This window comes from Paenibacillus sp. J22R3 (assembly GCF_056269305.1).
In genome coordinates, this window is record NZ_JBWDNS010000001.1 from 454770 (window position 1) to 467416 (window position 12647).

At 46.5% G+C, this 12647-nt stretch carries 11 protein-coding genes; 7 read left to right on the plus strand and 4 right to left on the minus strand.

Annotation, left to right across the window (positions count from 1 at the left end; genetic code table 11):
• The first annotated feature begins 126 nt into the window (after positions 1–126).
• Complete coding sequence (locus AC0YN4_RS02050) at positions 127–576, plus strand: MarR family winged helix-turn-helix transcriptional regulator (RefSeq protein WP_475834981.1); 450 nt, start codon at positions 127–129, stop codon at positions 574–576.
• Positions 577–609: 33 nt separating this feature from the next.
• The gene (locus AC0YN4_RS02055) at positions 610–1878 is read left to right on the plus strand and encodes an MFS transporter (RefSeq protein WP_475834982.1); all 1269 of its coding nucleotides are present in this window, start codon (positions 610–612) and stop codon (positions 1876–1878) included.
• A gap of 322 nt (positions 1879–2200) precedes the next feature.
• On the opposite strand, the gene AC0YN4_RS02060 is transcribed toward AC0YN4_RS02055, so the two are convergent.
• The 4 genes from AC0YN4_RS02060 to AC0YN4_RS02075 form a co-directional block, all read right to left on the minus strand.
• On the minus strand, positions 2201–3319 hold the full coding sequence (locus AC0YN4_RS02060) for a GerAB/ArcD/ProY family transporter (protein WP_475780796.1): 1119 nt from the start codon (positions 3317–3319) through the stop codon (positions 2201–2203).
• Complete coding sequence (locus tag AC0YN4_RS02065) at positions 3319–4380, minus strand: Ger(x)C family spore germination protein (RefSeq protein ID WP_475834983.1); 1062 nt, start codon at positions 4378–4380, stop codon at positions 3319–3321. The genes AC0YN4_RS02060 and AC0YN4_RS02065 overlap by 1 nt, the downstream gene beginning before the upstream one ends.
• A gap of 26 nt (positions 4381–4406) precedes the next feature.
• The gene (locus tag AC0YN4_RS02070; protein WP_475834984.1) at positions 4407–5858 is read right to left on the minus strand and encodes a spore germination protein; all 1452 of its coding nucleotides are present in this window, start codon (positions 5856–5858) and stop codon (positions 4407–4409) included.
• Between the two features lie 145 nt (positions 5859–6003).
• Complete coding sequence (locus AC0YN4_RS02075; RefSeq protein WP_475834985.1) at positions 6004–6579, minus strand: TetR/AcrR family transcriptional regulator; 576 nt, start codon at positions 6577–6579, stop codon at positions 6004–6006.
• 174 nt (positions 6580–6753) lie between these two features.
• Between AC0YN4_RS02075 and AC0YN4_RS02080 the strand changes: the two genes are divergently transcribed.
• The 5 genes from AC0YN4_RS02080 to AC0YN4_RS02100 all read left to right on the plus strand — a co-directional run bounded on the left by AC0YN4_RS02080 (position 6754) and on the right by AC0YN4_RS02100 (position 12622).
• On the plus strand, positions 6754–7491 hold the full coding sequence (locus AC0YN4_RS02080; RefSeq protein ID WP_475834986.1) for an SDR family oxidoreductase: 738 nt from the start codon (positions 6754–6756) through the stop codon (positions 7489–7491).
• Between the two features lie 180 nt (positions 7492–7671).
• Positions 7672–8700: an ROK family transcriptional regulator gene (locus tag AC0YN4_RS02085; RefSeq protein ID WP_475834987.1), complete on the plus strand. Its 1029-nt coding sequence runs from the start codon at positions 7672–7674 to the stop codon at positions 8698–8700.
• A 13-nt stretch (positions 8701–8713) separates the two neighbouring features.
• Complete coding sequence (locus AC0YN4_RS02090) at positions 8714–9928, plus strand: MFS transporter (RefSeq protein WP_475834988.1); 1215 nt, start codon at positions 8714–8716, stop codon at positions 9926–9928.
• Positions 9918–11255, plus strand: a complete 1338-nt coding sequence (locus tag AC0YN4_RS02095; RefSeq protein WP_475834989.1) for a phospholipase D-like domain-containing protein — start codon at positions 9918–9920, stop codon at positions 11253–11255. The genes AC0YN4_RS02090 and AC0YN4_RS02095 overlap by 11 nt, the downstream gene beginning before the upstream one ends.
• A gap of 215 nt (positions 11256–11470) precedes the next feature.
• A complete protein-coding gene (locus AC0YN4_RS02100) occupies positions 11471–12622 on the plus strand; it encodes an enolase C-terminal domain-like protein (RefSeq protein ID WP_475834990.1) in 1152 nt (383 codons plus the stop codon).
• Positions 12623–12647: the final 25 nt, after the last annotated feature.

Consider the following 12647-nt stretch of genomic DNA (forward strand, 5'->3'; position numbering starts at 1 on the left):
GAGAGTCTAAGGTGAGACTCTCGCGGCTTCTTTGTGCGAGTACAAAGCCAGCGTAGCTACATTGACAGAATATGTTGTCTGACTTATAGTTGTCTAAACAACTATAATGGAGAAGAGGACTTCAGTATGTCAACCGAATCACGCAAGATGCCTTTTGAATTCATGATGGGCTTAACGTATCGGAAGTTAGCCGCATTATTTCAACAACGACTAAGCGCTTATGGGATTACGCCTGAGCAATGGTCTGCACTGAATCAAATTGATTGCGCGCAAGGACTTATCCAACGAGAAATTGCCCAGCGTATAGGCAAGGACAAACCTTCGATGACGCGGATTTTGGATCACTTGGAGAAGAAGGGACTCATTTATAAGAAGGCCGGCGATCGGGACCGTCGCTCGTTTCTCGTATACAGCACGGAGCTCGGACGTGAGATTATTCGCGTGACTACACCAATTGAAGAAAGTATTACGGCAGAGGTCAAAGCGTGCCTTTCGGAAGAAGAGCATGACAACATGATTGAGCTCCTGCAGCGGGTACAGCTGCACATCGAAGGGAAGCTTAGACATACAGACTGATAAATGTAGAGTGTAGATACGAATGATATCGTTATGTATAAGATCGGAGATGAAACAAAATTGCAGCATGAGCAAGAAGAACCATCGAAAACGCCATTATGGACACGACCATTTATCGCTTTGACCCTATGTTTCTTTCTGTTATTTCTAAGTTTGCAGATGCTCCTGTCCTCCTTTCCGGCCTATGTAAAAGCTGAATTTCACGCCGGCAACGTCCAGACCAGCCTTGTGACATCCGTATTCGCGCTGGCAGCTATCGTATCCCGTTTCGCTACAGCTTCACTTATGCAGCGCATTTCGCGGATGAAGCTGCTGCTCGTGGGACTTAGTATCGCCGCGGTAACGACAGCACTCTATTCGGCAGCCGGAACTTTCGCTGCTTTATTGACGCTGCGCATCGGTTACGGGATCGGCTTCGGGATGGCAAGCACAATCCTGCCGACGCTTGTTTCCCGTATTATCCCACTTCGCCGAATGGGTGAGGGCATCGGTTATTTCGGCCTGTCAACGAGTCTGGCTTTGTCAATCGGACCGGCAATCGGGCTGAATGTGATGAAACAAGCCGGATTCACGTCATTGACGTTGATCGGATTGGTTACATCTGTAGTGATTTTCCCGGTCTTGTGGCTGTCGCGTTCGAATCGGGAACAACAAGTTCCTGTGGATCAAGCGGTACCGGCTCAGAAAACAGCTCTGCCGAAAGTGGCCGGCAAGGTTAAATTCAATCGAAAACTGTTATTCCCAGCGATGTTGAATGTTTTTCTCGCCATAACGTACAGCGGTCTGCTTAGTTTTCTCGCCTTGTTCGGTGATTATGTTCATATCGAACAAGTTGGATTATTCTTCATGTTTAATGTCATTACCATCATTCTCGTTCGACCATTCTCGGGGCGAATCTTCGACCGATTCGGACATACATCCGTGCTCATTCCTGCGGGATTGTTCGTTACGGCAAGTATGGCTGTGCTGGCGAATACACATACTATGCCGATGCTAATCGTGTCCGCGCTGCTCTACGGTGTCGGATTCGGCGCCATTCAGCCAACAATTCAAGCCTGGATGCTGCGCACCTCGAAGCCGGAGCAGTACGGCATGGCGAACAGCATGTTCTACAATTCAACGGATTTCGGCGTCGCGTTCGGTTCGATTCTGCTTGGCGCGATCTCGTCGGTAAGCAACTACTCGGTGATGTACGGATACTCCGCAGTTGTTATGGCCATATTCGTCGTTCTCGGAGCACTGCAGCATGTCGTGGCAACTAGACGCGGAAGCAAAAGCAAGCGTGTCGCGACCGGTTCCTAACCGATTGCTGATCTGGTAATTATGAAGAAGACTGCCGCGAGGCAGTCTTTTTGTGTCCAGCCCAGTAGAATGTGCTGTTTGACTTCTACCCACCACATTCGATTAGCTCTAACGGTTGTCAGAGTGGCTATTTCAAGAAATAGATGCCATTTAATAATCTAACGGTTGTGAGCATCGTTATTTGGTGCAAATTGGTCGATTTCTTTCGGAAATTGTCCAAATAAGCTCTGTGGCAACCGTTAGAAAATAAAAACGGGCTTTTTAGGCCATATAACCACTGTCACAACCGTTAGAGGTCGGAAGATGGATCTTCTAACGGGATTTATTGATCGGGCTGTACGGAACTCAGTGGTTTGCGCTGCGAGAAGAGGCTGCGAATCAAATACAGAATAAAGAGCAGCGGCACATACGCATAGATGAAATAAAATCCGAGCTCAACCACATGTCTGCCTAGCCATTCGATCCTAACACGATCGTTGAATGGAAGAGAGGCCGAGAAAATCGCGATTAGGATCACGTATATGGTCCAACTCGGTTTAAGATTCATTACCCGTTTGATAATGCGCGTACAGCTCCAAACGCAGAGACTTAGCATCGGGATAATCAACATCAGCCAGATACAGATAAATATAAATTCAACCCTGGCGAGAAGCGAGAACTCAATTACTTTAACCATCACTAAGGTTGGCCAGTACGTATGCTTTAATAATCCTTGACTGAAATACATAAGGGTTACAAACATCAGAATGGAGTACTTGATAGTGCAATATAACAAACCAAGATGCGCCCATTTGACGTTTTTCTCGGGAGCTTTAATAAATGGAAAGTATAACAGTATCGTTTCAAAGCCCATAAACATGATGCCTGAGAATTTGGAAGAGGAGATCAGTTCTTTAATGGAGTGATTAAAGATAGGCATTACATTGTACAAATGACCGTATTTGATATTGAAGTACAATAACAAAGGCAGCAGCGTCGAGAAGAATACCCCAAAGAGGCAGTAGCCGGCAATGACGCGAAACCCGCCGGAAACGGCATAATAAATAGCCACGATGAGGATGAGAGCCAGAATCCACGTTTTAACATCAGGAAACATCCAAATGTGAATGATTTCGATATAACCTCGAAAGACAATTAACGCCAATAGAAAATAGTAGCCCACCATGACTAAGGAAACCGCATTCCCTAGGAGCTTGCCAAAAAGGATACGATGCAAGTCGATGAGATCCTTGGCCGGACTGCCAAGCATCTTAAAGATCATCCAAATGATGACATGTAGAGTTAATCCCATGATGAGCACCGAGATCCAAGCATCGTTACCGGCTACATCTACAATTAAATGTTGAAACCCTAAGACACCAGCCCCGAGCAAGGAAGCATGGAAAAGGAAAAATAAAAAAAAGCCGGAAACCATATCGTTTTCCTTTACCAAGTGCCGCACTAATGTCCAACTCCCAAAGATAATATTTTAACTTCAGTCTGTACATCGAATTTGAGGTTAGGGTAAACTTGGGCCGCGAATGTAGGCTCATTCCAATTCCGCTCGCGAGATCGTTGAAGAGTGCCTATCCCGATGGGATCAACATGATTCTTCTGGAAATATTCTAGCAAAGCCCTGATTTCGGCAGATAGGTGATGTTCGATTTGTTGCGTTAAAGCCTTCATGTCATTGCTGTTTTCAAAAACGTTTAAGGGAACGGGATAATCTCCGAGGTCTAGATCGAGTTTAAGCGATATAACAGCTCTTTCATTCTTTACGTTTATTTTGTGTTTGGAACTAATGATCTTAAAGGTAATTTGTTTGTTTTGATCGTTTTTGAAGTCATAGGTACTAGATTGGAGGCCGACATCATCGTCTTTGAGAAGTTTAATGAACAAGCCTGCTTTAATTGGCTGTATAAGCTTTAATTTATCCCCCTGGAAAACACCTACACCCGTCAATTGGAGAATGCCTCTGGGACCTTTAACCACAATAGGCAAGAAAACATCTTGTCCCTCCCCAAAGTATTGATCCAGAAAGATATGACCATTGGTGAAAGGCAAGCTTCCGGTATCCATGTTCTGTTTGAGCAGATTGGATAGGTAGACAGGTGGAAATCGTAACGTTTCATCTAAGATCTCGCTGGCTTGATTCGTTGTTATAACAAGTGTAGATCGGTTACTGATATGGGGATCTCGCACAAGGGTGTTGGCAATCTCTGTAATGCCTCTTCTTGCGATTTGATCACTAATTACGATTGTTCGCAATTGACCGATTGCAATGGGGTGATCCGATTGTGAAGTGAAGGATGTGAGCACCTCATTAAAGGAATGAACCTCCCCTTCGAGTAGAAACAATTTCACTTTCTTATCATACGCACAATACGTACCGCTAATTTTGTATACCTCTCCTTGTAAATCGTAACCGATACTTTCAATGAGCTTAATCCGATCAATAATCTGCTCTTTTGCGCATCCGGTAAGTACGAAGCACAAGACAAGGAGAAGGACATATTTTCTCATAGCTGCTATTTCCCTTACTTCGTTATTTATTCGTTATTGTAGTCATTGCGTTTAGGTTTAGGCGTTGGCACCGTAAATCTTTGGCGCTGGAGAGGCCGCAAATAACTTGGTCGATACTTGACCACGCTTAACGATGACCGAATAAAACTGTCGGCAAAATCTCGGTATCGAAACGGGAATGCAGGAGCTAAGTAAGGCATACCCAAAGATTTTAATCGCAGCAAGTGACCTAAGAGTAAGACGATTCCAATTGCAATGCCGAAACCACCCCAAGCCGCAGCCAAGAACATCAATGGAAATCGCAGAAATCGGATCGTGTTTGCCATTTTGAATATGGGTGTTGCAAATGAAGGAAGGGCAGAGAGAGCAACGATGATGATCAAGATGTTGCTGGTGAGCGCGGCTTGAACGGCTGCCGTACCAAGTACAATACCGCCGACAATGCCAAGCGTTTGTCCGACTTTGGTAGGCAATCTAACCCCGGCTTCACGCAGCATATCCACAGTGAATTCCAAAAGCAGCACTTCAATAATCGGTGCAAACGGGACGTTCGTTCTAGATTCAATAATCGGGCCTAATAAAGATTGCGGGATAACAGAATAATGATAGGTAAGCAAGGCAACATAGAGGGGCGAGGCAAGAATGGAGAAAGCAACTCCCAAATACCTTAAACACCGGAAGAAAGAAGCTAATATCCATGGCAGGTAATAATCTTCAGGTGAAGCGAAAAAATCAAACACCGTGCTTGGTCCAGATATGACATAGGGAGATCCACTGCTTAATATGGCCACTTGGCCGTTAAGGACATTAAATTTGGCACGATCAACACGTTCCGAAGACATAAACAATGGGAAAGGTGAATTGGGGTTATCTGCAATGATTTGATCCAGAATCGAGCTGTCAAATAAGACATCAACATCAAGTTCCTTAATTCTTTGTCTAACCGTATCAACATGCTGAGGATTGCAGATTCCTTCTAAATAAACAATCGTTACTCTTGATTGTGAAATCGAACCTAAGATTTGTTCCTCAAACCGCAGTTTATCTGTAATAAGCTCTTTGCGAAGCAAATTGAGGTTTGTGTCGATATCTTCAACAAAGCCGACTTTCGGTCCGATTACGCTGTATTCGTTATCCGCCTCATTGTTTCCCCGATATCCGCGTTTCTGATCCAGGATGTTAATTAAGAGGCCTTGATTAAGATCAGGTTCCAGTTGAACGAAAATAAAGCCTTTAATCAAATGTTGGGTAATCTCGTCTAAATTAGACGATAACTTGATATTTTCCAGCGGAATCATTTGTTGCAGCGTATCAAGACCGGTAATGCAAGTTTCCGAGATTTGAATCCGGTGTAAGATCTCATGGTTAATAAGTTCTAGGTCTACAATGGCCTGCAAGTAGGTAAAATGAATCCGTTTATCATGGACGCTATGTACAGATTGCACAAAATCATTCGATTTGATGGTGGCTTTGAGCACCTCGTTTACGCTCTCTGGGATATAGGATCACGCCTTTCCGATAACATTCCTCCTTATTATGAGCCTCGGTCAGGTTTGCTATTCCCATTGAATGACAGGACAACGAGTAAGAATAAAAGCCCAAAGGCTTAGGGGCCAAGGGCTTTTATTCGGCGTATACTTGATTCTTCTCAAATAAGTGTTTGACCTGATCAGCCATAAATTGCGAGGAATGCGGCATTCGCTGACGTATCCACCACTCTACAATGCCTATGAAAGCAGAGGCCAAGAACTGCGCTTTCAATTCCTTGTCGATCACGGGTAAATTGTCCGGCTGCTCCATCTTATCCATCAGACTGACAGCGATAAAACGAAGCAACCGGTCGCGGAAGAGGAAAACTCGTTCATTGGAAAACGTAGTAAAGAAAAACGAGAAATGGTCTTGTAAATAATCAAAAACCGGTTTGGGCTCTTGAACCATTCCGTGGCTAGACGTACTGACTTCCCGATTCTTGCAGCGCGAGATCAATTCGTTGATATGATCCTCCATGCATGTATCCAGAAGATCGTACTTGTCCGTGTAGTGCAGATATACAGTACCGCGGTTCACATTAGCCCGCTCCGCGATCTCATTGATGGTGATTTGTTCAAATTCTTTCTCCGCATAAAGCTCCAGAAACGACTTCATTATGGATTGCTTGGTTCGGAGAATGCGGCGGTCGGTTTTTACTTCATTATCCACTACTTCCGTTACCTCCTTGAGATAATCAACAATGCTGAGCGCACTGTTGAATATGAAACAATTGCGAATCAATCAACCATTGAGTAAACAGGGTTACTGTCTATAATAGTAATCAACGGCCGTTAAATATTCAACACGCGTTCAATAACGCGTCATATGAAGGAGCATATACAAATGGAAAACATACACAATAAAGTGATCATCATAACGGGAGCTTCAAGCGGAATAGGCGAAGCAACAGCAAAATTGTTGGCGCAAAATGGCGCAAAGGTCGTTCTTGCTGCCAGACGAGAGGAACGTCTTCAAGCTATTGTTAATGACATTAAACAAAGTGGCGGCGTAGCGGTTTCCGTACGAGCTGATGTCGTTTCTTCTGAAGATATGCAGAAGTTGGCTGCATTTACTATAAGTGAATATGGCCGTATTGACGTGTTGGTGAATAATGCAGGTGTCATGCCGAGTTCCAGGCTGTATGAACTGAGAGTCGACGAATGGGATCAAATGATCGATGTGAATATTAAAGGTGTATTGTACGGAATTGCAGCGGTTCTTCCTACTATGCGGGAGCAGCAGGCCGGTCATATCATTAACTTATCTTCTACATCCGGGTATCAGGTGTCCCCGACATCTGCCGTCTATGCGGCTACTAAGTTCGCAGTCAGAGCTATTTCCGAAGGATTGCGGCTTGAAGAGTCAGCGACTTCGCGTATTCGATCAACAGTGATTGCTCCGGGTCTGACCAACACCGAGCTTTTTGACACGATTACGAGTCCGGAAGTGCAGATGCTTGCCAATCAAATCAGCGACAAAGGGATTTCTCCTGACCGTATTGCCAGAGCGATCGCATTTGCCATTAACGAACCGGATGACACATTAATCAGCGAAATTATGGTGAGGCCGACTGCCATGTAAGGAGAAGCGTGTTTGGACGAAACCTTGGGATCAAGCTCTGTCACTTAGAGGTGACAGGTGCTTGGTCCTATTTTGCTTGATCATATTGCCAGGACACCTGAACTTCTGCTAAGATGACTAAACATATTAAATTGATTTAATAAGTTGTTCCAACTATAGAGATGAGAGGCTTGATCATGGATGACGAATATGTTTAAGACGCCAAGCGAAATCAAAGAACCATTAATTTCTCGCATCCGAGCTGGACTTATCATGATGGGAAGCGCGACGAAAGCGGAGCTCAGTCAGCGATTAGGAATCAGCTTTCCGACAATCAGCAAGTTTCTGGTCCAGATGGAGAACGATGGAGAAGTCCTGTTTACAGGCAATGATGATTCCAGTGGTGGCAGACCGGCGAAGCGGTACACTTACGATCCGGAATACATGCTCGGGCTAGCTATCTTTATCGAGAAGAACGAGACGAATTATTCCATATTCAATTGTGTCGGGGAGATCAAGGAGCAGGGGATTAAGCCAAGCGTTTTACAACAAGATGCGCTGCAGCTTGGTGATCTTATTGAGGGACTGATTGAGAAATATCCGAAGCTGCGTTCCATCGCAATCGGAGTCCCCGGGGCCGTTGACAACCTGGGGAAAATCATCTTTATCCCGCCTTATGAGCAATTCCTTGATTATGATCTGAAAGAGGAATTCGAATCCCGCTTCCAAATCCCGGTCGTCGTGGAGAACGATATGAATGCATCGGTGCTTGGGTATGCGTCGAACTTCGAGATCGAGAACGAATCGCTTGTTTATCTGTATTTCGGTCAGTACGGGCCGGGCTCGGGCATCATGATCAATGGTGATGTCGTACGAGGCAGCACGTTCTTCTCGGGCGAGATTTCTTTCGTTCCTCTCTATGATCGTCAATCCTTCGGTCAGTCGCTGAGGCTCGAAGAGAGCAATGAAGAGGTTGTTTTGGCTGCAGACAAACAGATCGATGCCTTAGCTCGTTTAATTGCGACATTCACGGCCATTCTGAACCCTCGGGCAGTCGTATTTTGCAATGATGAGGTAGACGAAGCATTCCTGGCAAAGCTCGGTAAGCTCAGCTCGACCTATATTCCGCAGAAACATTTGCCAACGCTTGTGATAAGCGATAGAAATCAGGATTATTTAGCAGGCTTGCAGCAATTGGCGTTAAATGTGATGATTACGGATTGCTGCTAGAGAGGATGACGATATGGCTTCTATTTTTATAATCATTATCTATCTGGCATTTATTAGTCTGGGCATACCGGATTCCCTGCTTGGATCTGCGTGGCCTGTAATCGGACCGGATATGGGGGCATCCTTCGGATTCGCGGGGATCTTGTCCATGGTTGTAGCCGGGGGAACCATCCTATCCAGTCTTGTAAGCGGGAGCTTGGTTCAGCGAGTAGGGACGGGGAGAATCACACTAATCAGCTGCTGCCTGACTGCAGGAGCACTGCTTGGTTTCGCTGCGGCACCTTCGTTGATCTGGCTTGTCTTGCTAGCCATTCCGCTTGGATTAGGCGGAGGTGCCATTGATGCGGCCCTTAATCATTATGTAGCAGAGAATTATAAGGCTCATCATATGAACTGGCTGCACTGTTTCTGGGGGCTAGGGGCAACTATCGGACCTATTATGATGTCTTATTATATTGCCGAACACGATTCCTGGAGAGATGGTTACACTGCGGTGTCGATCATACAGTTCACCCTCGCAATCGTATTGTTCGTTACGCTCCCCCTATGGAAGCGTGTCGCTGCAAGTATAGATAAAGAGGCTCAATCGTGTACGATTCAAGAAGAGCGGGTCGGAACGGAGCCTTTCGACAATACCGCCAATTCCAAGACGAAAATTCTGCAGATCAGAGGCGTTAAACAGACGCTGATCGCTTTCTTGTTCTACTGTGGGGTTGAAGCTACGATAGGCTTATGGGGAGCCAGCTATCTGGTAGGGGCAAGGGATATGACAGCCGAGACCGCGGCCGGTTGGGTTTCTTTGTACTATGGCGGCATAACCTTGGGAAGGCTGATAACCGGGTTTATTACGATGAAGGTGAGCAATAAGGTGTTAATCCGGAGCGGTCAGATCATGGCCGTTGCTGGCGGGCTCATGCTGCTGCTTCCGTCACCATTCTTCTTGGTTGGACTTATTCTAATTGGGCTCGGCCTCGCTCCTATTTATCCCGGCTTGCTTCATGAAACGCCTGCGCGGTTTGGACGGGTACATTCCGCGAAGCTGATCGGATATCAGATGGCAGTCGCGTATACGGGAACAACGCTACTCCCACCTCTGTTTGGCATCATTGCTACGCAGACGAGCATCGTTTTATTTCCTGTTATTGTGCTGGCTTTTCTTGTTATCATGATGATAAGCGCTGAGAGAGTAAACAAGCTGTTGAGAGGAGCCGCTTCATATGTTCGATGACTCGAATATAGGCACACTAGCAATTCCTTATACGGTCAGAGCATCATACCCCGTCCGTGCCGGAAATGTGCTTCGCCCGCTAATCGATGGGGAACCTGCATTCCGCCGGGTTTGCGAAGCAATGGAGCAGGCCAAACACAGCGTTTGGGTAACGGTAACGTTCATGTGGGCGACATGTAACATGCCGGATGGAAGAGGCACGCCTCTCGACGTCCTTAATCGTGCGGCTGAGCGAGGGATCGACGTACGCATCATCTTCTGGCGTCCCGATTCCCGAACGGAACATTTGAAAACGAATGCTTTCTGGGGAGCGTCCGAACATGTGGATCGGTTAAGGGAGCGGAATTCGTCTGTTAGCATCCGCTGGGATCAAGCAGAACCGGGATTTTGTCAGCATCAGAAGAGTTGGCTTATCGATGCGGGCACGGAAACGGAGACCGCGTTTCTCGGAGGGATCAATCTTAATCCCAACTCTGTGGTCGCACCGGGCCATCGTGGTGTCACAGGTCAGAACCATGATGTATATATCGAGCTTACGGGTCCTTCAGTGGTCGATGTCCATCATAATTTCGTGCAGCGGTGGAACGAAGCAAGTGATCGGGACTTGCCGGATGGGCGATGGGGTGCAGGCAGCGAATATGATCTCCCGTTTCCCAATAAAGTACCTCAGCATAGAGGAAATACCCTTGTCCAAATCCAACGAACGATACATAACGGCCGATATGTGGATGGGCATGCGACTCCTCTTGGTTCCGACTATCCGATTGAAGCAGGCGAACGATCGAATTTCGAGCAGTATTGTGCGGCAATCAATGCGGCACGCAGCTCGATCTATATAGAGAATCAGTCTGTGTCCGTACAGGAGATTATCGATTGCCTGCATCAGGCTCTGCTGCGCGGCGTGGAGATTGTTGTCGTTGTGCCGGCGGAAGATGACAAGATTCCGGAATATTTGGCCAATCTAGCTGCATTCGATCATTTCACATTGGCAGGCATCGCCGGATTAGGTGACAACGGTAAGCGCAACCCCGTTTGGGTTCATTCGAAGCTAATGCTTGTCGACGGAGAGTGGGGCACTGTTGGCTCATGCAACTTGCATCAATATTCACTGTTTGGCAATTGTGAAATGAACGCCGGTTTCTGGGACAGCAAGGCGACGCGCAATCTGCTGGATCGATTACTTCATGAACATCTTGATCAAGACGTGTCCGGGCTAGATGATCGCGCTGCATTGCAGCTCTTCGGTGTAATTGCCAGAAGTAATCGTAGACTCTTTGATAGTGGCGATAGCAGCTGGCAAGGTCTCGCATTTCATCTAGTTCCCTAAACTACAGCAAGATTCGATACCTATGATGCTTGGTCCTTATCGAACTGATCCCCTCAGGATCAGTTTTTTGTTTTCCCTGATTAAAGGAAATGGGGAGGATTGTGGGATCAACGTGATGAATACCTACAGGATGATAGCCAAGTTGGGAGTTATTGGAACTGAGCTTGCTTATCAAATCGTAACGAGAAGCCGCCGAGTCGGCACTGGAGGATTCTATGAATATTTCGGGTATTCAATCGGATTGGAAAGTGGAACGAATCGAATTCACCAAGTTAACGGGAGAACGAGCGAGAAGTGCGGGGGCCAATGGCAGAATCGGCATTCATGGCAAAACGTGCTCGGTGGACATCGCCAGAATTACCATTGATGGACAAACAGGCTATGGTAGTTCGATTCATATCACACCGGAATGGGCAGAAACCATAATAGGACGCCGATTGGTTGACTTATTCGACGATCGGGGAAGACTGAGGGAAGAATATCGGCTTCAATTGGAATATCCCCTTCTGGATTGGTTGGGGCATAGACTCGGAAAGCCGGTATATGACTTGGTAGCTGGCACACATTTCGAGAGGGGAGTTCCCCTGATCGTTCCTTGCTACGATACTTCGCTTTATTTCGATGACTTGCATTTGCCCGATGAGAGCTCCGCAGTTGCGTTGATGCAAGAACAAGCGAAACAAGGGTATGACAAAGGTCACCGTCACTTCAAAATAAAAGTCGGCCGAGGCGGGCGTCATATGCCACTCTGGGAAGGGACGAAACGAGATATCGCGATTGTGCAAGGGATCTCGGAAGTGGCAGGTCCTACGGGTAAGATCATGATCGATGCGAATAATGCCTATAACTTGAACTTAACCAAAGAGGTATTGGCAGCGCTCTCCGACGTGAATCTATATTGGCTGGAAGAAGCGTTTCATGAAGATGATGCGTTGTATGAAGATCTGAAGGACTGGCTCCGTAAACGTGGACAGCAAGTACTGATCGCAGACGGAGAAGGGTTCGCTTCACCTCATCTTGTTGATTGGGCGATTCGTGGCCGTCTCGATGTGCTGCAATACGATATTATCTGGCCCGGCTTCACGCATTGGCTGGAATTAGGCCAGAAGTTAGATGCACACGGATTGCGGTCTGCGCCACATTGTTACGGCAATGCCTATGGCATCTACGTGTCCGGACATTTATCAGCCGGGGTGCGCAACTTTGAATTTGTCGAATACGACGACATTACAATTGAGGGAATGGATGTATCCGGGTATCGTGTTGACAATGGAGAGATGCATATTCCGGCTTCATCAGGTTTTGGAATCGTCTTCGACGATGAACTTGTGTCTAGCCTTGTTAAACGTTCCGGGTGGTCCAAGTAAACCGCTAACTACAGAAGGAGTAACC

Coding starts and splice junctions, on each gene's coding strand:
- AC0YN4_RS02095 (WP_475834989.1), top strand. CDS start 9,918: ATGTTCGATGACTCGAATATAGGCACACTAGCAATTCCTTATACGGTC.
- AC0YN4_RS02080 (WP_475834986.1), top strand. CDS start 6,754: ATGGAAAACATACACAATAAAGTGATCATCATAACGGGAGCTTCAAGC.
- AC0YN4_RS02055 (WP_475834982.1), top strand. CDS start 610: ATGTATAAGATCGGAGATGAAACAAAATTGCAGCATGAGCAAGAAGAA.
- AC0YN4_RS02090 (WP_475834988.1), top strand. CDS start 8,714: ATGGCTTCTATTTTTATAATCATTATCTATCTGGCATTTATTAGTCTG.
- AC0YN4_RS02085 (WP_475834987.1), top strand. CDS start 7,672: ATGACGAATATGTTTAAGACGCCAAGCGAAATCAAAGAACCATTAATT.
- AC0YN4_RS02065 (WP_475834983.1), bottom strand. CDS start 4,380: ATGAGAAAATATGTCCTTCTCCTTGTCTTGTGCTTCGTACTTACCGGA.
- AC0YN4_RS02100 (WP_475834990.1), top strand. CDS start 11,471: ATGAATATTTCGGGTATTCAATCGGATTGGAAAGTGGAACGAATCGAA.
- AC0YN4_RS02050 (WP_475834981.1), top strand. CDS start 127: ATGTCAACCGAATCACGCAAGATGCCTTTTGAATTCATGATGGGCTTA.